The sequence below is a fragment of the Marinococcus sp. LNHM3E3-2.2 genome (assembly GCF_056034385.1).
Map to the genome: position 1 here is coordinate 23,919 of NZ_JBQLIC010000002.1, position 21,100 is coordinate 45,018.

24 protein-coding genes are annotated in these 21,100 nt (G+C 48.0%); 1 reads left to right on the forward strand and 23 read right to left on the reverse strand.

Annotation, left to right across the window (positions count from 1 at the left end; all coding sequences use genetic code 11):
* Nucleotides 1-48 precede the first annotated feature (48 nt).
* The 14 genes from pth to ACTRXF_RS02735 all read right to left on the reverse strand — a co-directional run bounded on the left by pth (nucleotide 49) and on the right by ACTRXF_RS02735 (nucleotide 12,075).
* Nucleotides 49-603 carry an aminoacyl-tRNA hydrolase gene (gene pth, locus ACTRXF_RS02670; RefSeq protein WP_474261163.1) on the reverse strand — a complete coding sequence of 185 codons (555 nt, stop codon included), beginning with the start codon at nucleotides 601-603 and terminating at the stop codon, nucleotides 49-51.
* A 233-nt stretch (nucleotides 604-836) separates the two neighbouring features.
* Complete coding sequence (locus ACTRXF_RS02675) at nucleotides 837-1,505, reverse strand: 50S ribosomal protein L25/general stress protein Ctc (RefSeq protein WP_474261164.1); 669 nt, start codon at nucleotides 1,503-1,505, stop codon at nucleotides 837-839.
* 126 nt (nucleotides 1,506-1,631) lie between these two features.
* On the reverse strand, nucleotides 1,632-2,582 hold the full coding sequence (locus ACTRXF_RS02680; protein WP_091615026.1) for a ribose-phosphate diphosphokinase: 951 nt from the start codon (nucleotides 2,580-2,582) through the stop codon (nucleotides 1,632-1,634).
* Between the two features lie 16 nt (nucleotides 2,583-2,598).
* Nucleotides 2,599-3,987 (reverse strand): bifunctional UDP-N-acetylglucosamine diphosphorylase/glucosamine-1-phosphate N-acetyltransferase GlmU, encoded by a 1,389-nt coding sequence (gene glmU, locus ACTRXF_RS02685; protein ID WP_474277744.1) that lies wholly within the window; start codon nucleotides 3,985-3,987, stop codon nucleotides 2,599-2,601.
* A gap of 185 nt (nucleotides 3,988-4,172) precedes the next feature.
* Nucleotides 4,173-4,469: a septation regulator SpoVG gene (spoVG, locus tag ACTRXF_RS02690; protein WP_474261166.1), complete on the reverse strand. Its 297-nt coding sequence runs from the start codon at nucleotides 4,467-4,469 to the stop codon at nucleotides 4,173-4,175.
* A gap of 338 nt (nucleotides 4,470-4,807) precedes the next feature.
* Complete coding sequence (locus ACTRXF_RS02695; RefSeq protein WP_322525282.1) at nucleotides 4,808-5,185, reverse strand: RidA family protein; 378 nt, start codon at nucleotides 5,183-5,185, stop codon at nucleotides 4,808-4,810.
* Nucleotides 5,182-6,024, reverse strand: a complete 843-nt coding sequence (gene purR, locus ACTRXF_RS02700; protein ID WP_474261167.1) for a pur operon repressor — start codon at nucleotides 6,022-6,024, stop codon at nucleotides 5,182-5,184. Before purR ends, ACTRXF_RS02695 begins: the two co-directional genes overlap by 4 nt.
* Nucleotides 6,025-6,083: 59 nt before the next feature.
* The gene (gene ispE / locus ACTRXF_RS02705; protein WP_027847189.1) at nucleotides 6,084-6,947 is read right to left on the reverse strand and encodes a 4-(cytidine 5'-diphospho)-2-C-methyl-D-erythritol kinase; all 864 of its coding nucleotides are present in this window, start codon (nucleotides 6,945-6,947) and stop codon (nucleotides 6,084-6,086) included.
* Between the two features lie 251 nt (nucleotides 6,948-7,198).
* Nucleotides 7,199-7,453: a Veg family protein gene (locus tag ACTRXF_RS02710; protein ID WP_022792872.1), complete on the reverse strand. Its 255-nt coding sequence runs from the start codon at nucleotides 7,451-7,453 to the stop codon at nucleotides 7,199-7,201.
* Between the two features lie 120 nt (nucleotides 7,454-7,573).
* A complete protein-coding gene (gene rsmA, locus ACTRXF_RS02715) occupies nucleotides 7,574-8,452 on the reverse strand; it encodes a 16S rRNA (adenine(1518)-N(6)/adenine(1519)-N(6))-dimethyltransferase RsmA (protein WP_474261168.1) in 879 nt (292 codons plus the stop codon).
* Nucleotides 8,449-9,015, reverse strand: a complete 567-nt coding sequence (gene rnmV, locus ACTRXF_RS02720; RefSeq protein ID WP_091615040.1) for a ribonuclease M5 — start codon at nucleotides 9,013-9,015, stop codon at nucleotides 8,449-8,451. Before rnmV ends, rsmA begins: the two co-directional genes overlap by 4 nt.
* 88 nt (nucleotides 9,016-9,103) lie before the next feature.
* The gene (locus tag ACTRXF_RS02725) at nucleotides 9,104-9,868 is read right to left on the reverse strand and encodes a TatD family hydrolase (RefSeq protein ID WP_474261169.1); all 765 of its coding nucleotides are present in this window, start codon (nucleotides 9,866-9,868) and stop codon (nucleotides 9,104-9,106) included.
* 18 nt (nucleotides 9,869-9,886) lie between these two features.
* Entirely contained in the window at nucleotides 9,887-11,878 is a 1,992-nt protein-coding gene (gene metG, locus ACTRXF_RS02730; RefSeq protein WP_474278107.1) for a methionine--tRNA ligase, read from the reverse strand.
* Nucleotides 11,879-11,886: 8 nt separating this feature from the next.
* Nucleotides 11,887-12,075 (reverse strand): hypothetical protein, encoded by a 189-nt coding sequence (locus ACTRXF_RS02735; protein WP_474261170.1) that lies wholly within the window; start codon nucleotides 12,073-12,075, stop codon nucleotides 11,887-11,889.
* Between the two features lie 453 nt (nucleotides 12,076-12,528).
* Between ACTRXF_RS02735 and ACTRXF_RS02740 the strand changes: the two genes are divergently transcribed.
* Nucleotides 12,529-12,822, forward strand: a complete 294-nt coding sequence (locus ACTRXF_RS02740; protein ID WP_022792877.1) for an AbrB/MazE/SpoVT family DNA-binding domain-containing protein — start codon at nucleotides 12,529-12,531, stop codon at nucleotides 12,820-12,822.
* Between the two features lie 41 nt (nucleotides 12,823-12,863).
* Here the strand turns inward: ACTRXF_RS02740 and rsmI are convergent, their stop codons facing one another.
* The 9 genes from rsmI to ACTRXF_RS02785 form a co-directional block, all read right to left on the reverse strand.
* Nucleotides 12,864-13,733 carry a 16S rRNA (cytidine(1402)-2'-O)-methyltransferase gene (rsmI, locus tag ACTRXF_RS02745; protein ID WP_474261171.1) on the reverse strand — a complete coding sequence of 290 codons (870 nt, stop codon included), beginning with the start codon at nucleotides 13,731-13,733 and terminating at the stop codon, nucleotides 12,864-12,866.
* Nucleotides 13,708-13,986, reverse strand: a complete 279-nt coding sequence (locus tag ACTRXF_RS02750) for a GIY-YIG nuclease family protein (protein WP_474261172.1) — start codon at nucleotides 13,984-13,986, stop codon at nucleotides 13,708-13,710. Before ACTRXF_RS02750 ends, rsmI begins: the two co-directional genes overlap by 26 nt.
* Entirely contained in the window at nucleotides 13,973-14,713 is a 741-nt protein-coding gene (locus ACTRXF_RS02755; RefSeq protein ID WP_474261174.1) for a tRNA1(Val) (adenine(37)-N6)-methyltransferase, read from the reverse strand. The genes ACTRXF_RS02750 and ACTRXF_RS02755 overlap by 14 nt, the downstream gene beginning before the upstream one ends.
* A 40-nt stretch (nucleotides 14,714-14,753) precedes the next feature.
* Entirely contained in the window at nucleotides 14,754-16,586 is a 1,833-nt protein-coding gene (locus ACTRXF_RS02760; RefSeq protein ID WP_474261175.1) for an ABC transporter ATP-binding protein, read from the reverse strand.
* Complete coding sequence (locus ACTRXF_RS02765) at nucleotides 16,583-18,301, reverse strand: ABC transporter ATP-binding protein (protein WP_474277746.1); 1,719 nt, start codon at nucleotides 18,299-18,301, stop codon at nucleotides 16,583-16,585. The genes ACTRXF_RS02760 and ACTRXF_RS02765 overlap by 4 nt, the downstream gene beginning before the upstream one ends.
* A 126-nt stretch (nucleotides 18,302-18,427) precedes the next feature.
* The gene (locus tag ACTRXF_RS02770) at nucleotides 18,428-19,309 is read right to left on the reverse strand and encodes an aldo/keto reductase (RefSeq protein WP_474261177.1); all 882 of its coding nucleotides are present in this window, start codon (nucleotides 19,307-19,309) and stop codon (nucleotides 18,428-18,430) included.
* Complete coding sequence (locus tag ACTRXF_RS02775) at nucleotides 19,306-19,785, reverse strand: N-acetyltransferase family protein (RefSeq protein WP_474261178.1); 480 nt, start codon at nucleotides 19,783-19,785, stop codon at nucleotides 19,306-19,308. Before ACTRXF_RS02775 ends, ACTRXF_RS02770 begins: the two co-directional genes overlap by 4 nt.
* A gap of 98 nt (nucleotides 19,786-19,883) precedes the next feature.
* A complete protein-coding gene (gene yabA / locus ACTRXF_RS02780) occupies nucleotides 19,884-20,252 on the reverse strand; it encodes a DNA replication initiation control protein YabA (RefSeq protein WP_462868267.1) in 369 nt (122 codons plus the stop codon).
* 32 nt (nucleotides 20,253-20,284) lie between these two features.
* Nucleotides 20,285-21,100: a PSP1 domain-containing protein gene (locus ACTRXF_RS02785; protein ID WP_322525628.1), complete on the reverse strand. Its 816-nt coding sequence runs from the start codon at nucleotides 21,098-21,100 to the stop codon at nucleotides 20,285-20,287.

Here is a 21,100-nt window from a genome sequence, read left to right on the forward strand (position 1 = left end):
TTTATCACGCAAAAGGGGAGCGGAACCTGGCAGTCCCACCCCGTTTTATTAATTAAACTCGTTCATCACTTCATCAAATGATTTACTGCTCCATGCTTCCGCCGAGGCTGCGGCCTTTTTGACTGCCTCATCCATATGCTTTCTCTCTTCCGGTGGAAAGGTGCCGAGAACATAGTCGATCACAGACGCCTTCTCCGGCTTTCCAATGCCAATGCGGAGCCGCTTGAATTCCTTCGTACCCAGATGTTCAATTAACGAGCGTATACCGTTATGGCCGCCGTGCCCGCCTTTTTTACGCAGGCGGACCGTGCCGGGAACGAGATCCAGGTCATCATACACAACTAGAACGTCTTCCGGGGACGCTTTATAAAAATCAAGCATCGGGCCCACCGCTTCTCCCGAAAGATTCATATAAGTCAAAGGCTTTACCAGTATCACTTTTTCGCCCCCTGCCATTGTTTCGGCAGTTTCGCTCCTCCACTTGCTCTTTTTCCATGACAGCTTCCACATGGAAGCGAGCTCTTCAACAGCTTCAAATCCGACGTTATGACGTGTCTTTTTATATTTTTTTCCCGGGTTGCCTAACCCGACAATAAATTTCATGCTGGTCCCCCGCTCTGCCTCGTACGTATAATGTTCAGGCTGCTTCTTCATATTGTACTAAAAAAACTGCTTCTTGACGTTTAAAACGATTACAGTGCTTGTCTTATTTTAAGATATTTCAGCTTAACAGCATAGCATAAATAAAGATCGCAGGGCGCCTGTAAAACAGAGTCGCCTGCGATCTTTATTTATGACGGAAGGCAGCACGCCCTCCGTCAGCTTTGGTGCAGTGATTATGAATTGTTGTTGTCGTTGCTGCCTTCTTCAGAACCGCCTTCTTCGGATTCTTCATCCGCATCTACAAGCTCAGGCTCTTCTGCTTCTTCTTCGCCTGGCTCTTCCGGCTCTTCTTCCGGTACAAGAACAGTAACAATCGTTTCTTCCGGCTCACTCGTAATCGTGTAGTTCAAACCTTCTGGAAGATCTGCTACCTGAATGGAGTCGCCGACATTCAATGTCGAAATGTCCACGCTGATGCTGTCAGGAATTTCAGCAGGCAGTGCGCTGACAGTAATATTGAACATCATGTGGGAGACAACGCCGCCGTCTTTTTCCCCTGGCGCTTCGCCTTCGAGGCTTACAGCAACGTCTGCTTCCATTTCGGAAGTCATGTCTACTTCAAAGAAGTCAACATGGATAAAGTAATCCTTGATGGAGTCAACCTGCATATCATGCACGATGACCTGGTGCTTTTTGTTTTCGCCTTCAATAGTCAGATCAATGATGCCATTCTTCCCGGCTTCACGGATCGTTTTTAGGAATGTAACGTTGTCGACAGAGATAGGCTGGCTTTCCGTTTTCTTGCCATAAATAACGGCTGGAATCGTGCCCTCTCTGCGGAGTTTTTTCGTCACTGACTGTTTTGTTTCAGGACGACGAGCTGCAGTTAACTGCGTAGCCATGGTATTCACCTCATAATTAAATTTTATTTTCACGTGTTCGCGTAATTTTGCCCACTTGAGACAGAATTATACCAGAATCCACATCAAAAATCAATGGCTTATTCAAACCATTGATTTTCTTGTAGATTAATTAAACAAGCGGCTGACCGAAGTCTGCTCAAAGACGTTAATAATTGCTTTAGCCATAAGCGGGCCGACGGAAAGCTGTGTTACTTTATCGATATTTTTCTCTTCCGGGAGCACGATGGAGTTTGTTACGACAAGTTCTTCAATCCTGGAATTTTCGATTCTTTCTATTGCCGGGCCGGAAAGTACCGGATGGGTGCAGCACGCATACACATGGTTTGCGCCCGACTCGATTAACGCATCCGCTGCGAGAGTAATTGTTCCGGCGGTATCAATAATATCATCAATAATGATTGCCGTTTTGCCTTTTACGTCACCGACGATATTCATAACCTCTGAAACGTTTGGACGCGGCCGGCGCTTATCAATAATCGCAATAGGAGCCTTTAAGCGGTCTGCCATTCTGCGTGCGCGCACCACGCCTCCGTGGTCAGGCGATACAATAACGAGATCTTCCAGGCCTTTTTCGTTGAAGTGACGGGACAAAATAGGCTCTCCCTGCAGCTGATCCACCGGAATATCGAAGAATCCCTGAATTTGCGTCGCGTGCAGGTCCAGGCTCAAAATTCTGGTCGCTCCAGCTGTCTCCAGCAGATTGGCAATCAGCTTGGCTGTAATAGGCTCTCTCGCCCGGGCCTTACGGTCCTGACGTGCGTAACCGTAATAAGGGAGGACAACGCTGATCGTTTTTGCCGAAGCCCGCTTCATGGCATCGATCATAATCAAAAGCTCCATTAGATGTTCATTGGCCGGGTCTGAAGTTGACTGGACCAAAAAGACATCGCAGCCGCGGATACTTTCTTCAATGTTTATCTGCACTTCGCCGTCACTGAATCGTTTTACAGAGCTGAGCCCCATTGTTGTACCGATCTGTTCAACAATTTCCTCTGCGAGCCTTGGATTCGAGTTCAGGGTGAATACTTTCAAATTGGAGCGATCCATCGTGGACATTTTTTAATTCCCTCCGTCACTTGTTTTGCTTTTTATCTGCATTTAATTTTTCACTTACATAGTTTTCTTTATTCGTCTGCCTTGCCCGTGCAATGGAAAGCGCATCCTCCGGCACATCCGAAGTAATAGTGGAACCTGCTGCTACGTAAGCGCCTTTCCCAACGTTTACCGGAGCTACAAGATTGGAGTTGCATCCAATAAATACGTTATCTTCGATCTTCGTTAAATGCTTGCCCATACCGTCGTAATTAACAGTAATGGAGCCGCAGCCGATATTCACATTTTTTCCTACCTCTGCATCTCCAATGTAGCTGAGGTGGGACGTTTTGCTTCCCTGTCCGATGGAGGCTTTCTTGATTTCAACAAAATTGCCGATTTTGGCTTCATCACCGATTGACGAAGCCGGCCGGACGTGGGCATAAGGGCCGATTTGTACGGAGTTTCCTACCTCGCTGTCCGTCACTGTCGATTGACGGACCACTGTTTCGCTGCCAATGACTGCGTTGCTGATTTCTGAATGCGGGCCTAGCTGGCAGGAGGTTCCTACATGTACACTGCCGCGGAGAATTGTCCCGGGCTCAATTACTGTATCAGCTCCGATCACAGATTCCTTGGAGATATAAGTGTTCTCCGGATCAATGATAGTTACTCCCTGGCGCATCCAATGTTCATTAATGCGGCGCTTCATAGCTTTTTCAGCCTGGGATAAAGCCACACGATCGTTCACCCCGATTGTCTCAGAAAAGTCCGGGGTGGTCCAGGCAGATACGGTTTCTCCCTTTTCCTGAAGGATACCAATAACATCAGGAAGGTAATATTCCCCCTGAACGTTGTTGTTATCCACCTGACTGAGGGCATGAAACAAGGCTTCATTATCAAAGCAGTAGGTCCCCGTATTAATTTCCCGGATGCTTTTTTCCGTTTCGTCTGCATCCTTATGTTCAACGATACGGACAACTTCCCCGCTGCTGCCCCGGATGACCCGTCCGTATCCGGCGGGGTCGTCTGCTACGGCTGTTAAAATGCTTGCTTTTGCTTCCGTTTGTTCATGATGATCCATCAGCGCCTGCATCGTGCTCCCCTGGATCAGTGGAGTATCTCCACACGCAACGATAGTTGTTCCTTTTTTTCCCTCAAGCATCTGCCTTGTCTGCATTACAGCATGAGCCGTGCCAAGCTGTTCCTCCTGAAGAACATAGGAAGTACGCTCTTTTAAATGCTCTTCGACAGCTTCCGCCCCGTGGCCGGTCACCGTCACCAATTGATCGACACCGGCGTCTTCGAGCTCATCCACTACGTGCTCCACCATCGGTTTTCCGCAGACAGGATGAAGTACTTTATAGAGACTGGATTTCATGCGGGTGCCTTTTCCGGCAGCTAAAATAACGGCATAGCGATTGTTCATGTAGGTTCCTCCATATGCGCATTTTTGTCCATTAAGAATAATATCTTAAAAGCTGTAGGTTTTCAAGAATACACTATTACCTATTCTACATAATGAACGTTTACCTATCCACCCGATTTCGTTTACAGCCAAAAATAAATAACGGCCCCATCGAGACCGTTATCGCTGCCCTGGTACGTATGAAGTTACGAAGCGCCGGCTTCGTTAAAATTTTTTTCTGCGGGCTGCTGTTCCTGCTCGTCATATTCTGCCAATACAGCGGACTGGATCTTTTCTCTCGCTGCTGACGAAATAGGATGGGCAATATCACGGAATTCCCCATCAGGGGTGCGTTTACTCGGCATAGCAACAAAGAGACCGTTATTTCCATCAATGACCCGAATATCATGGACCACAAACTCTTCATCAAATGTAATAGAAGCAATTGCTCTCATCCGTCCATCAGTATTTACCCGGCGCAGCCTGACATCTGTTACCTGCATGTTTTCACCACCTTTGGTTTATTAACTCTCTCATCTATATGTATCTCTTCTTTCGCATCAAGCGTAAAGAGGCTGATTATTGATTTCTATATTATTCCGCAAAGTCCTGCCCGGACAAAAAATCGTCTGCAGATATATTTGATTTAAAGTATATAAACATGTATTAAGTATAACGATGTTTCATGTATGTTACCATATCTTTTTGCTCGAGCTAAAAGTCCTGTCTTTAAAAATCTTTCCGTTATTCTTCTTATCGGCCTGTTTTATGCTCTTTTCTACCCATATCGCAAAAAAAGCACCCCGGCTGCCATTCGCGCAGGCAGCACAGAGCACTGTTTTTATGAAGCCAGTAAAGCAATAACTTCAATTTCCACTTTTACATCCTTAGGGAGACGGGCGACTTCGACACAAGAACGGGCCGGCTGATGCTCCTGAAAGTAAGAACCATACACTTCATTAATAACCGGAAATTCATCCATATCTTTAATAAATACGGTTGCCTTAATAACATGATTCAGCGAAGAACCAGCTTCAGCAAGTACTGCCTGCAGATTCTGAAAAACCTGGTGCGTCTGCTCTTCAACTCCACCGCTTACAACTTCACCAGCCGTCGTTAAAGGAATCTGGCCGGAGCTGTAAAATACATTGTTTACCTTAATGCCCTGCGAATACGGACCAATGGCCTCTGGAGCCTGCTTAGTAAATACTTCCTTCATCGTGATCTCTCCTTTTCGAGCTTTGTTAGAAAATTACCGGGAACTACACGGATGTTTTTTGTCTTTTCGTTTACCTCTTCCACTCTTGCGATGCTTACGTAATCATCCACCAGACGCTCTCCCGCGCCTTCAGCTTCCACAAGTACTCCGATGCCTGCCACATTTGCCCGGAACTCCTGCAGCAGCTCTATCATTCCGCTCACCGTACCGCCTGCTTTCATGAAATCATCCACTACAAGGACGTTAGATCCTTCCGGCAGGCTTCTCCGCGCTAAGGACATTGTCTGAATGCGTCTCGATGAACCTGACACGTAATTGATGCTCACGGTCGATCCTTCCGTAACCCGGTGGTCTCTTCGGACAATACTTACAGGGACGTCAAGATACGTACCAATCGCGTGTCCAAGCGGGATGCCTTTCATAGCCACAGTGACAATGGCATCAATCTGCCTGTCCGCAAAAACAGAAGCAAACATTTTCCCCACTTCGTTCATCGTACGTGGACGCCCAAGGATATCCATCATATATAAATACCCTCCAGGCAGCAGCCGTTCTTTGTTTTCCAGTTTTTCACACAGGTCTCCGACAAACAATTCTGCGGTGCTTTTTTCCACTTTTGGTACATATCGCACGCCGCCGCTCGCGCCTGCTACCGTACGCAGTGCACCAACGCCCTGTGTTTCAAAAATTTCTTTAATGATAGTCAAATCTTCACTTACCGAGGATTTGGCGGAATCATACCTCTCCGTAAAATAACCAAGAGAGATAAGTTCATGTGGATGCTGCAGTAAAAAATTGGTCATATCAACCAATCGGCCGCTTCGTTTCAGTTTTTTCATGCTTACCTCCGTAAAATCCGAATATTTAGCAAGAATATACCATTTTCATACGGATTTTATCAAGCGTTTCGGTTGTTCAATAGGCGAACCGCGTACACTTGGGAGCAGAAACCACGCAACGCATTATACACACGGCTTACTTTGCTTTCCTTATCCACCAGCCCGAAAACAGTAGGACCGCTGCCGCTCATCAGTGCAGCATCCACACCGGAATCGAGCATGCGGGCTTTAATCTGCCCCACTTCGGGATAAAGCGGCAGAGTTACTTCTTCAAGGGTATTGGATAAAGAGCGGCAAAGCTGTTCATAATTGTTATTCCGAATCGCTTCCACCATCGCCGGGGTCATCTCCTGGCGTTTTTTAGCCGCGTCGATTCTGCGGTAAATTTCCCCGGTGGAAACACCTGTAGGAGGTTTAGCTAAAATTACCCAACAGGACGGGGGAGGGTCAATGTGCTCAATCTGCTCTCCCCGTCCGGTAGCGATCGCCGTTCCCCCGTGTACGCAAAAGGAGACGTCCGAGCCGATCAGCGCCCCAATTTCTGCCAGTTCCTCCATGTCCGCGCCGATTTCCCACAGCTCATTCACTCCCCGCAGCGTAGCTGCGGCATCACTGCTGCCACCGGCGAGTCCGGCAGCGACAGGGATGTTTTTATGTATGAAAATCGACACGCCATAAGCAATACGGTATTTATCCTTTAACAGCTTTGCAGCCTGGTAAGCCAGGTTTCTATGGTCTTCCGGAAGAAAGCCCTCTGACATTTGCACGACAATTTTTCCATCTTTTCTTCGCTCAAACTCCAGACGATCAGCCAAATCCACCTGGGCCATCACCATTTTTACTTCGTGATAGCCATCTGCCCGTTTACCTAAAACATCGAGCGTCAGATTTATTTTCGCCGGAGCCTTTTTTGATAACTTCACCATCATTCTCCTTCTCTCATCTTCCTCCACGTTTACCGTACTTTCAACCTTCTAACATTTTAGTTGAAAAACTGCAGCATGTACAGCAGGAAAAGCTTCCCTTACTCCCGCAGGCGCACGTAAATTTGGAAATCGGACTTTCGCCAGCCTTTTGCTGTTCTTTCTTCAACATGGCTTTAAAAATGAAAAAAGCTTTCCGCTTAGCGCAGAAAGCCTGTATGCTGTCCGGGGACTGCATTCGTATGTGTTAGTTAAGCCTGAAGCTCTTCTTCTTCCGTTAGATACAGTTTGACTGTCTGGGTGAGTACATCTGTATAGCTGTAAGAAAGACGTTCGACAGGATGCTGGGCTCTGTCCAGTTTGACAATAAAGACGGAAGGATATGTTTCCTCTAAATACCCGGAACGTTCGACGGTTTTCTTGCGTCCGCCATTAGCAATTACCGTAACTCGTTTACCTACTTTTAAATCCAACGCTTCTTTAATCTCCACCAATGTTTTTCCCATTGTCTAACCCACCTCACTAAAAATCATGTTAACATAACCCGGGTTAGTTGTCAAAAATTTTTCATTATACCAATTCTTTAATTTGAATGTCAATTACTAAATCTTCTTTTTCCGAATGTCTTAAAATTCTTGATAAAAAGGAGCAAGTTCATTGGATAATAGAGCAAATTCCTCCATGGAAAGCGTTTCACCACGTCTTCCCGGATCGATGCCAGTCTGCTCAAACGCCTGCAGCAGTCTGCCTTTGCCCTCCGCTCCGGCCAGCTGGTTCAGCAAATTGTTCCAGAGGGTTTTTCTGCGCTGTACAAATGATGCGCGCACCAGCCGGAAAAAGAATTCCTCGTTCACTACATGCACTGGCGGAGCAGAACGTTTTCTCAGGCGGAGAATCAATGAATCGACTCTCGGCTGCGGAATAAAAACGGTTTTCGGAACGGTCATCACCTTTTCTGCTTCCGCAAAATATTGTACCGCTATGGATAAGGATCCGTAGGCTTTTGTACCTGGCACGGCCGCCATTCGCTCTGCCACTTCTTTTTGCAGCATAATCACAATGTTTTTAATCGGCAGCCTCTGTTCAAGCACTGCCATCAGTATAGGAGTGGTAACATAATACGGAAGGTTCCCTACGACGGATACACTTCGGCACTCACTCATGTGTTCATGAATAAACGCCTCGAGGTCCACCTGCAGAATATCGCGGTGGTGCACCCGGACGTGCGGATAAGGAGCCATCGTTTCTTCAAGAATCGGAAGCAGGCGCTGGTCGATTTCGAATGCCTCCACCTGCCCGGCCTGTTTTGCGAGATGCTCTGTGAGGGCCCCAATGCCGGGACCCACCTCTATGACCCCGTCTTCCGGCTCTATGCCCGCTGCCTGGGCAATGCGCGTTAATATGTTTGCGTCGATTAAGAAATTTTGTCCCAGGCTTTTTTTAAACGCAAATCCGTGTCTTTCCAGTATATCCTTCGTCCGCCCCGGGGTTGCTATATCCTTCACGCCTTCTCCTCCTCTTCCAATAATTGTTCATATGCTGCGGTAAATTCAGCCTGGCTGATTTGAAACATCTCTAGCCTTTTCAAAAACTGCTTTCCATTGGCATAGCCGATGTTCAGTATTTCCCCCAGGCGGGCGCGTTTATCTCTAGAGCCGCTTCCGGCGAACAGCCCAAGCTCCAGGAGGTCTTGCCTTGTCACTGCTGCTGTCACTTCCGGATGCTCTTTTTCGCTGCGCACGTGCCTTAAGGCTTCACGGATCGTTTCCGCAGAAGCGTGCTCCACCCCCAGACTCTGGCCCGGGCTCCCGAAGGCTTTACCTTTTGTTAAGAAAGCGTGCTTGCACCCCGGCACGCGACGGCTGACTATCCTTCGGATTCTCTCGCCCGGAACGTCCGGATCAGTTAAAATAATGACCCCTCTCCGCTCCCTGGCCAGTTCAATCCGGCGGAGCGCTTCCTCACTTACTGCCGAGCCGTTTGTTTCAATGGTGTCTGCCTCCACCGCGTTGCGGACAGCTGCGGTATCAGATTTGCCCTCCACTACGATACATTCGTAAATACGCACGGTTACCTTCCTTCTAAGTCAATTTAGTCTTTTGCTATGATACAGCCCGCTTTTCCATTTTCATGGAAAGAGCGGGCCCGTTCATCGTTTACAGACGAAAAAGCTGTTTAGCGTTTTTTGTCGTCTGTTCAGCCAATTCCTCATACGGAATTTCTTTCAATTCTGCGATTTTTTCAGCTACCAGCTTTACGTATGCAGGTTCATTCCGCTTACCCCGGTATGGGTGGGGGGCCAAAAACGGACAGTCGGTTTCCACCAGCAGCCGATCCATCGGAATTTCCCTGCTTACTTCCTTAGGAAGCTTTGCGTTTTTGAACGTGACCGGACCGCCAAAGGAAATATAAAAATTCATATCCATACAGCGCTTCGCGGTTTCGGCAGTGCCGCCAAAGCAGTGCATAATACCGCCGACTTCTCCCGCATTTTCTTCCTCCAGCAGATCGACAATATCATCATGGGCCTCGCGGTCATGAATAATGATCGGCATGTTCACTTTCTTTGCCAGGTGGATCTGCCGGCGGAATACCTCTTTTTGTACATCCTTCGGGGATTTGTCCCAGTGATAATCGAGCCCCATTTCTCCGAGGGCTACAACCCGGGGATGGCCGGCGAGTTCCTCAAGCCATTCCAGGTCCTCATCGGTCATGTCAACAGCGTCGACTGGATGCCAGCCGACTGCTGCATAAATAAAATCGTACGTTTCCGCCAGTTCTATCGCTTTAGGAATCGTCTCCCGGTCAAAGCCGACGACCGTCATGTAATCGACCCCGGCTTCTTTAGCCCGTTCGATCGTTTCTGCGACTTCTCCTTCGAATTGTTTTACGTTCAGATGAACATGCGTATCAAAAAGCATCACATTCTCGTCCTTTCTTTAATTCACGACCGATCCGTTTGGAAGAGCCTGATCGATAGTGGCAAGCGTCAGTTCTTTTCCTTTAGAAGCAGCCAGGATCATTCCTTCCGACCATTCTCCCCGAAGCTTCACCGCTTTCAGGTTGGTTACACAGATCACCTTCCGGCCTTTTAAATCCTCCGGGGTGTAATGCTCTGCAATGCCGGAAACGACCTGACGCTTCTCATCCCCTACGTCAAGCTGAATTTTAAGCAGCTTATTAGCCTTTTTGACTAGTTCTGCGTCGATGATTTCCGCTACCTTCAGCTCCACTTTGCCAAAGTCATCAATTGTGATTTCCCCGTTTTCTTCTGTTTCCTCTTCCTCTTCTGCTTCCGCTTTCACTGTACCACCCATCGACTCAATAATATACTTCACTTCGTCCTCCTGCTGAAGACGCGGGAAGACAGGCACGGCCTTACCGGCTACTCTGGTGCCTTCTTTTATATGGGCGAAGGATTTTGTCGTTTCCCAGCCTGTAATTTCTTTCTCTATACCAAGCTGCGACCAGATGCTCTTCGGCGTTTCTGTCATAAACGGCTGAATCAGTATACTGATTACCCGCAGAGATTCCGCCAGATGGTAAAGCACGGAGCCCAGAACTTCCCGCTCGCTTTCATCTCTTGCAAGAATCCACGGCTGCGTTTCATCAATATATTTATTTGTCCGGCTGATAAGCTGCCATATGGCTGTCAGAGCCACTGAAAACTCCATCTCTTCAACCGCATTTTCTACCTTAGTGACGGTTGCCTCTATCAGCTCAAGCAGCGAAGCATCATACGGACTCGCGTCCTTCACATAAGCCGGGATGGAGCCGTCAAAATATTTGTTAATCATTGCCACGGTACGATTTAAAAGATTGCCCAGGTCGTTTGCGAGATCATAGTTCAGCCGGTCCACAAATCCTTCCGGCGTGAACACTCCGTCGGAGCCAAACGGTACCTCCCGGAGCAGATAGTAGCGGACAGCATCCAAACCGTAGCGGTCAACAAGCGGAATCGGGTCCACCACATTGCCTTTGGACTTCGACATTTTTCCGTCCTTCATCAAAAGCCATCCGTGGCCGAACACTTTCTTCGGAAGCGGCAGATCGAGGGCCATCAGCATAATCGGCCAGTAAATAGTATGGAAACGCACGATTTCCTTGCCGACAATATGCACATCCGCCGGCCAGTATTTTTGGTATTCTTCGTCTTGCTCTGTCGTGTAGCCGAGCGAGGTGATGTAGTTGCTCAATGCGTCAATCCATACATACACTACATGCTCCGGGTCGCTTTTGACAGGAATGCCCCATTCAAAGGTCGTTCTTGAAATGGACAAATCCCCGAGACCCGGTTTGATAAAGTTATTAATCATTTCATTCTTACGGGATTCCGGCTGGATAAATTCCGGGTTATCTTCATAAAACTGAAGCAGGCGGTCCGCATACTTGCTCATTTTGAAAAAATACGATTTTTCCCGCACCTTCTCTACCGGGTGGCCGCTTTCCGGACTGATACCGGCGGTTACGTTGCCTGCTTCATCGTACTGTTTCTCTTCGAGCTGGGTTTCTGTATAGAAGGTTTCGTCCGGCACCGAATACCAGCCTTCGTATTCGCTCAGATAGATATCGCCGTTTTCTTTCAGCTTTTCAAAGATGATCTGTACAGCATCGCGGTGACGGTCTTCAGTCGTGCGGATAAAATCATCGTAGGTAATATTTAATTTGTCCCACAGCTGCTTAATGTTCTGCGCTGCATCATCGACGAACTGCTGCGGACTGACCCCGTTTTCCTCCGCTTTTCTTTCAATTTTCTGCCCGTGTTCATCAGTTCCGGTTAAGTACTTTACATCGTAGCCTCTCAGGCGCTTGTAGCGGGCGAGAGCATCTCCGGCTACTGTCGTATACGCATGTCCGATATGAAGCTTTCCACTCGGATAATAAATCGGCGTCGTTAAATAAAAAGTATTCTTTTCTTCTGGCATATTTATGTCCTCCTTCAAAGGCGTGTAAATTCTTTTCCAATATAAAAAAGCCTCCGTCCGTCAAAGGGACGAAAGCTGCGCTCACGTGGTACCACCCAAATTTCCGTTATTTTTACAAACAACGGCTTATTTCCAGGCGCATCCGGCCCCCGGAAGTTCAGCGTTAACGCCGCTGACGGCCCGTCTTTACTGTTACAGCTCACACGGACGCCCTCCCGGACCATATTCTCTAGTTCCGCCGCACCGGTTTTCAGCATTCCCGGTTCTCTGTGCCGGCTTCTGTAGATACTCATCCATTCGTCGGGCCAATATTTTCTACACTAATATACTATGTGTTTTTTCCCTTTTCGTCAAAAATATTTTCATTCGACAATTCGACAAAATTAGTTTGGCCCAAGTAAATATTTCCCTATTATAAATTTTTATGGTTTTTTATACATAATCGGGCTGAATAAGTTCTAATTTGTTTAAAATTAATATATAAATAGATGTATAAAAGAATTTATTTCTGTATAAATGATTGAAATTTTTGTTAAATTTCACAGAAATCATAATTCAAATTCGTTGACGGTATTAGAAAACATTGGTATTGTTAGCGTACAGATAGAAAATGTCGAATTTTGACGAATAAAGCTGAATTTAAGGAGGACCTACCAATGAAATCAACAGGTATCGTACGTAAGGTTGACGAATTAGGGCGCGTAGTCATTCCGATTGAACTCCGCCGCACACTTGAAATCCAAGAGAAAGACGCTCTTGAAATTTATGTGGATCATGACCGCATTGTATTGAAGAAATACAAACCAAACATGACCTGCCAGGTAACCGGAGAAGTGTCGGATGACAACTTATCTCTTGCCGATGGTAAAATTATTCTTTCCCCTGAGGGCGCTGAAGCAATTATTAAAGATCTTCAGGATTACGTGCAAAACCATAAATCGAACGCTTAAGTTCACGAAAAAGCCTTTCCTTTCGGGGGAAGGCTCTTTTTTTATGATTTATTTAATCCGTGGTAAGCCGCATATACTTCCTGTTTTTTAACATTTCGGCGCTGGGCAGTTTTTTTAATCGCTTCTTTGCTCGATGCACCCGCTTCCACATACTTCCGGACTTCCTCCTCCATCGGCCCGTGCTCCTCTTCTCCGGATTCATCCGAAACAGGCTTTTCTACAATTAATACACATTCCCCTTTAATGTCTCTGTCTTCAAAAGCAGCCGCTGCTTCAAGCAGGGTGCCGCGGACAAACTCTTCATATTTTTTCGTTAATTCTCTTGCCACGACCGCCGGCACGTCCCCCCACTCTTCATGCAGAAAGTGGATCGTCCCGAGGAGGCGGTAGGGTGATTCATACAAAACAATTGGCACTCCTGAAGGAAGCTTTTGCAGAACCATTCGTATCTCTTTTTTCTTGCGCGGCAGAAATCCATGAAAATAAAAGCCGCCGCCCCCGAGTCCGGAAGCCGTCAGAGCTGGCAGAAGAGCACTTGCACCCGGCAGCGGCACTACCGGTATCCCCTGCGCAATGCATTCCTGCACGAGTTCATTCCCCGGATCAGATACAAGCGGCGTGCCTGCATCACTTACTATCGCCACCTGTTTTCCCTCTGTGAGCCACTGCAGAATTTTTTCCTGTTTTTGACGCTTGTTATGTTCGTGATAGCTTTCTAAAGGCGTATCTATTTGATAGTGCTGGGTAAGCTTTTTTGTCTGTCTCGTATCTTCGGCCAGAATATATTCCGCTTCCTGAAGTATGCGGACAGCCCGAAAAGTAATATCCTCTAAATTCCCGATCGGTGTTGGCACTAGGTAAAGCATGCCGGTATTTTCAGTAGCTTTAAAGCTGAACTGCTGGGTCATCATGCCCCTCCTTCATTAACCGTTGTTTGTGACTGCGGGGAAGCTGCTTAATACGGTATTCCTCCCGCATCGCCTCTCTTTTTGTAGGGAACCTCTGATGATAAACGAGCCGCACAGGCCCCCTACCCTTCGTATATTTTGCCCCCCGGCCTGCATTGTGGGCTTCCAGCCGCTTTTGCAGATTGTTTGTATAGCCGGTGTAGAGGCTCCCGTCCCGACATTGCAGTATATAGACAACATGTTTATTTTGTTCCATAGTACGCCCGAAACTCCTCTGTATACTCTCCGTCCGCCTTATATACAATAATCGGGGAAAGGCATTCCAAACCGGGCCTGCCTGCTTTTATTCCCTCCACCATCACAATATTTGCCGCCCGCCCTGCCTTTGGATGCACAAACTGCATCCGCTTCGGCTCGATCCGGTATTTCTGGTAGTAGCTAAACAGCTCTGCAAGCCTTTCCGGACGAAGAACTATAGCCACTTTTCCTTTCTGCTTGGCTAAAAATGCAGCGGAACGGACAAATTCTTCCAAACTTCCGTGCTCCTCGTGGCGTGCGTTTGCCAGCTTTTCCTGCTTATTTTTCATTGTCTCCCGGGCGGTATCAAAATAAGGAGGATTGCACGTCACCAGCGACCACTGATCCCCGTGATACCTGGAACGAACCTTCCGTACGTCTTCCTGCTGAACAGTAACCTGCCCTTCCGCTCCGTTCATCGTCATCGTCCGGGACGCCATATCACACAGCTCCGGCTGTCTTTCTATACCTGTAACAGGAACGCGGCTCCGCTCTGTTAATAACAGAGGAATAATCCCGTTGCCGGTCCCAAGATCGATAATTTTCCCAACAGTTTTCGGCACAGAGCAAAAGTACGCAAGCAGCACCGAGTCAATGGAAAACGCAAAAGCATTTTCATGCTGAATAATAGGCTTCCTCGAAGGGGTATAGTCGACTCTCTCTCCTGCCTGTAATACCTCTTTCACTGCCTGGGCCCCCTGATTTTGAATTGATTCACATTTTTTTTCATATATCCACCTTCTGCTGATTGGCCTCCTGAAAAGCTGCATATCGTCCCTGCTTTCGAAGAAGTTCTCTGTGCGTTCCCTGTTCTGCAATTTCTCCATCGTCCATTACGTAGATGGTATCTGCTTTTTCAATGGTATTTAAGCGGTGCGCCACTACAAAAGAAGTACGGCCTTTCATTAAGCGCCCCAGCGCCTCCTGTATTCTCATCTCCGTTACTGTGTCCACGCTTGACGTTGCTTCATCAAGAATCAGAATTTTCGGGTCGGACAGCACTGCCTTGGCGATGGAAAGCAGCTGCCGCTGCCCGTGACTGAACCCGCTTCCTTCCTTCCCAAGCATCGTCTGGTAACCTTCCGGCAGCCGCTCGATAAATGCATGGGCATTGGCCGCTTTTGCCGCTTCTATTACTTCTTCATCCGTAGCCTCCAGATTACCGTAGCGTATGTTTTCCATTACCGTTTTTTCAAACAGAAAATCATCCTGCAGAACTACGCTCATCTGCTTCCGAAGATGTTTAATATTCCATTCAGAAAGAGGTGTCTGATCCACATAAATCTCTCCGGCTTCCGCCGTGTAAAAACCGATAATTAAATTCATAACGGTCGTTTTTCCGGAACCGGTAGGGCCTATAAAAGCAGCTGTCTCGCCGGCATTCACATGAAAATCAATGCCGCGGAGCACCTTTTCGTTTTCATAGCCAAACGTAACTTCCTGAAACTTTACTTCCCCGGAAACAGTCTTGGCTGTTCCTCTCTCCTCCCGGTGATCCTCCGCCTTTTCGTCCAGAAACGAAAAAATTCTCTCTGCCCCGGCAAGCGCCGCAAACAGAGCATTAAACTGATTCGCCAGGTCGTTCAACGGCCGGGTAAACTGACGGGAATATTCCACAAAAATCACGATCGTACCAATAGTAACTGCACCGACACCATAATACGCCAAAATTCCTCCGGCTCCTGCCGTAATCGCGAAATTAATATTGTTTAAAAAATTCATCCATTTCGGGATAAAACCGGAATACGTCTGAGCCCAAAATCCTGCATGACGAAGGGTTTCGCTTTCCTGTTCAAAGTTTTTCATGACGCGCGGCTCTTTGGAAAATACCTTCACGATCGACTGGCCGGAAATCGTTTCTTCAGCATACCCATTCACTGCCCCGACCGCCTGCTGCTGTTTTTGAAACAACAGTCTGGTCCGCCTGGTAATCCAGCGCAGACCCAAAAACATGACCGGTAGAAACAAAAGCGTAAAAAAGGTGAGAAGCGGGCTGATCACTAACATAATAACGAGAATACCGGTAAACGTTAACAGGCTGGTCATGATCTGCACGACCGAGGTGTTTAAGGTAGTTGATATGTTATCCATATCGTTCGTCATTCTGCTCATGATAGAGCCATCCTGCCGTTTGTCAAAAAACGACAGCGGCAATGTCTGCAGATGAGAAAAAAGGTGGTAGCGAAGCTTAAAAACGGCCTGTTGGGCAAGAGAAATCATCACATAAGTCTGGATGGTGCTCATGACTCCCCACCCAACGTACACAGCAAACAACAGTAACAGTATCGTTCCAAGCCCTTCGAGCCGCTGCGGCACTAAATACTGGTCAACGATATGACCAAGAAGCAGCGGCCCCGAAAGCATAAAGGCGGCAGTGAAAAGCACGCAGACAAAAACAGCCGTCAGCCGCCATTTCTGAACGGACAGATAAGACCAGAGCCGGGCGGTGGTACGTTTCCAGTTCTGTATCTGGTCAGTGTCCGGGCGGTCGTCTGCCTGGGAAGGATCAATGTCCGGATGTTTATATTGAAACGGCGAGGTAATCCAGTGCCTTTTCATGTCGCCGCCTCCTTCCCATACTGTGATTGATACAGCTGTCTGTAGAATGCAGACTCCTCATACAGCTCTTCATGAGTGCCGAATCCAATGACTTCCCCATGCTCAAGAAGCAGCATTTTATCCGCCTTCAGTGCCGTAGAAAGCTTTTGAGTTACTAAAATGGAGGTACACGGGTACGCTTCAAGCGCTTCCAGAAACTGTGCCTCCGTTTCCGCATCCAACGCGCTCGTACTGTCATCGAGGAGCAAAAGCCCCGGGTTTCTCAGCAATGCCCGGGCAATCGTCACCCGCTGTTTCTGGCCCCCCGAAAGATTTACGCCATTTTGGCCGATCATCGTCTGCTCCTGCTCAGGCAGGGCCCGGATCGTTTCCTCAAGCTGAGCCGTCTCCACCGCTCTGCTCATTTCCTCAGCTCCGGCTTCCTCACGCCCCCACTGAATATTTTCCTGAATCGTTCCTGAAAACAATTTTGCCTCCTGGGGGACGTAGCCGATCTGGGTTCTTAACGAAGCAATGTTAAGATCCCTGGTGTCTGCATTATCAATAAAAAGACGGCCGCTGACCGGCTCATACAAACGAAGCATTAACTGGAACAAAGAAGATTTACCAGCCCCGGTCGCCCCGAGAACCGCCATCTGCTCGCCGCGTTTCACGTGAAACGTCACATCATTCAGAGCCGGAACCCGGCTGTCGCTATAAGCAAAAGTCACATTCTCAAACTGGACGTCTATACTTCCTTCTTCTTTTACGTCCTCCTGGCCGGAATTTTCCTTTTCGGCACCTTCGAGCACTTCTTCAATCCGCGAGGCGGAAGTTCTCGCCCGGGCAAGCAGTGTAATCAGCATGCCGACAACGCCAAGCGCGCCAGTCATTCTTGCAGCATAGTTCACTACCGCTACCACCTCACCTACCTGGGCCTCGTTGTTCTGCACGGCAGAGCCTCCGATCCAAAGCATGAGCACAATCGCTGCGTTCATTAAAAACAAAAGGATCGGCGAAGTAAGAGCTGTATAACGAAAAGCTTTGACAGCACTCGCCTGGAGAGCTTCATTCTGCACAAAAAAACGTTTAATTTCATGCTGCTCGCGGCCAAAAACCCTTACAAGCCTAAGGCCGCCAAGGTTTTCCTTCATCACCCTGTTTACGGCATCGATACGCTTTTGCAAACTGCCGAAATAAATCATTCCCTTTGTCATCAGCCATGCGAGGATCAACAGTAAAAAAGGAATAAAAATCACCAGTACGAGCGCCATTCGGGCATTTACCACAAAAGCCATAACTGTCGCGCCAATTAGCAAAAGCGGCGAACGAAGCATAAACCGGAGCATCATTACAATCAAGTTTTGCACCTGGGTAATATCATTGGTGAGCCTGGTCAGTAACGAGGACTGCGGGAAATCCTGCAGATTCTCCAGGCTCGACTCCTGGACACGCTTATACATTTCATTGCGCAGATCAAAGCCGGTGCTGTGCCCGACGTGATCTGCGAAAAAACAGTTCAGTACCCCGACACCAAAGCTGAGCAGGGCAAGACCTGCCATCGCAAACCCAAGGCTTACGACCAGGCCGATATCATTGTTTGCCAGACCTTCATCAATCAGTCTCGCAAGAAGAAGCGGCTGAAATAATTCAACCGATAATTCAATCAAAAGCAGAAAAAAAGACAATACCGCTGCTGCTTTATAAGGACGAACGTAGCGTAAAATAGTTTTCATCAAAAGACCCCTTGCACATTTCTGCCCGCGTAAAGAATTATTTATATTTTAGCACACGCCTGCAGCTTATTTCTTCTCGATCCAGCATAAAAACCGGCCTTCTCATACGAAAAGGCCGGTGGGCAGCTACACGATATCGAGCGGTTGCTTTGTCTGCGGCTTCGGAAAAGCACTATCTAGCATTTCGACTTCTTCATTTGTCAGTGTAATACTAGCCGCCTCGGCATTCTCCCGCACATGCTCCGGATTGGAGGTCTTCGGAATACTTAACACCATCCCTGAGCGAATGGTCCAGGCGAGGGCAATCTGCAGCGGGCTCATGCCCCGGCGTTCAGCGATTCTCTGCAGGGTCCGGCTTTCCCCAAGCGTACGCCCTCCTCCCTGATCAAGTGGACAGTATGCCATTACCGGCATCCGCTGCTCCTTCATCCAAGGCATCAGATCAAATTCAATCCCCCTTGAAGCCAGATGATATAATACTTGATTGCAGACAGCATTACCTCCGTGTTCGAGCGAGAGCAGCTCCCTCATCTCCCGGGTATCGAGGTTGGAAACGCCCCACCGTTTGATTTTTCCATCTGCTTTTAATTTTTCCATACCCTTCACGGTTTCTTTGAGAGGCACGCTTCCGCGCCAGTGGAGTAAATACAAATCCAGCTGTTCCACACCGAGACGGCTAAGCGATCCTTCGCACGCTTTTTCAAGCTTCTCGCCGCCTGCGTTATTGGGAAGAACCTTAGAAACGAGAAAGGCTTCCTCTCTTCTTCCTTCCAATGCCTCTCCGGCCAGCTGCTCTGCTTTACCTCCGCCGTACATTTCGGCTGTATCAATCACCGTCATTCCATAATCAAGTCCTGTCCGCAGTGCTTCTATTTCCTGCTCTCTCAGCCCGGTATTGTCTCCCATATGCCATGTGCCCTGACCAAGCGACGGAAGCTCTGTGCCGTCCCGGAGGGTCACCGTGCGACCCTGAACGTGCTCTTTGATGGTTTTTGAAATATCACTCATTGATGATTCAATCCTCTCTCCATCTTTATTGTTTTTAACGGCGTTTCCATGAACATTTCTGTGAAGCGCTCTGTTTTCCGGAAGCCCTGCTTTTCATAAAAAGCTTCAGCCCGGGTGTTTCCCTCTTCCACGTACACTGTCATCGTTTTCTTTTCAGCAGAAATATATTCCATTCCGGCGTCGAACAGCTTTTGTCCCCAGCCGGCGCGCTGATACCGGGGCAGCACGTAAAGAGCTGCGAGCTCTGCTTCCTCCTGCTGGAGCAAGTTAATATAACCTATCAGAACACTTTCGCTAACCGCCGCTAAAAATATGGATTCCCCACGCTTAACATCAAACATTTTTTTAGAGTAAGCAGCTTCAATGAACGCCTCTCTTGCCCGGGCTGGTATTAAATTTTCATACGTATGCTCCCACGTGATCTCAGCAACCCCGCGCACCGCTTCATAGTCTTCCTCTCGTACAGGCCTGATCATTGCATGCCCTCCTCGCTGAAAATGCATCACTTTGTCTTCTGAAGATATAAACGAAACCGCTTGTCTTTACAGACAGGCGGTTCCAGATTGCTTGTTCCTTATTTTTGATTTAAAAACGAGAGGCAGAATAAACAGTCTCCGTCCGTCCGCAGGCTGCCGTAATGCATATTACAAATGTGGAAGCCTTCATGGTACAAGCGGGCGAGGTTGTCATAGCCCTCCCCCATACTGCTCGTCTGAATGCGGCTCGGACCCGGCTGGGACGTCCCTCCGGCTAATTCCTTTTCCTGAATTTCCTCACCGCTGTCTTCCACCCGCTGACGCAGATGCTGATTTTCAAGTACGAGTGCCTGGTTCTCTTCAATAAGCATCGCCAGCTGTTCTTTGAGCTCTCCCAGTTCATCATGGAGCCTTCCAATCCGCTCTTCCATATGAATCACCTGGGAGAAAATTTCTTTTTTATCCACTCGCACCCCCACCTTCTCCGTCCGTTTAACTGTTATCCTGCGATGAAGCCTTCATCAAGCAGCTCATCCAGCGAAAATTCCAATACTCTCTCTTCTTCTGCGTAGTTCACCTGTACGAGACGTTCTAAAATATTAATACCGGCTACCTTTCCTTTGCCTTCCGGGGTATTAATATGCTCTCCAACGTCCGGCATTTCACGCTTGGCTGTTTCATAATGATCGTTTTCATATTTCAGACAGCACATAAGCCTGCCGCACAGGCCGGAAATCTTTGCCGGATTTAAGGAAAGATTCTGATCTTTTGCCATCTTAATGGAAACCGGCTCAAAATCCCCGAGAAACGTCGAACAGCAAAGCATTCTTCCGCACGGGCCGATCCCGCCGAGCATTTTGGCTTCGTCCCGGACCCCGATCTGCCGGAGTTCAATCCTTGTACGAAATTGGGAAGCTAAATCCTTCACCAGCTGACGGAAATCCACCCGTCCTTCCGCCGTGAAATAAAACAAAATTTTATTCCGGTCAAAGGTGTATTCCACATTCACCAGATTCATATCCAGCTGGTGCGTCGCAATTTTTTCGCAGCCGAGATCATATGCTTCCTGCTCAAGCTGTTTATTTTCTTTCACAGCAGCGTGATCATCCTCATCGGCAAGCCTCATAACTTTTTTAAGCGGCAATACGACGTCGTCGCCGCTGACCTGCTTATTTTCAAGCACTACTTTCCCGTACTCAATTCCTCTGGCCGTTTCTACTATGACCCAGCTTTCTACCTGTGCGTCATGGCCGTTCGGGGAAAAGTAATAAATCTTTCCCGCCTTTTTAAACCGGACGCCTACTACATCATGCAA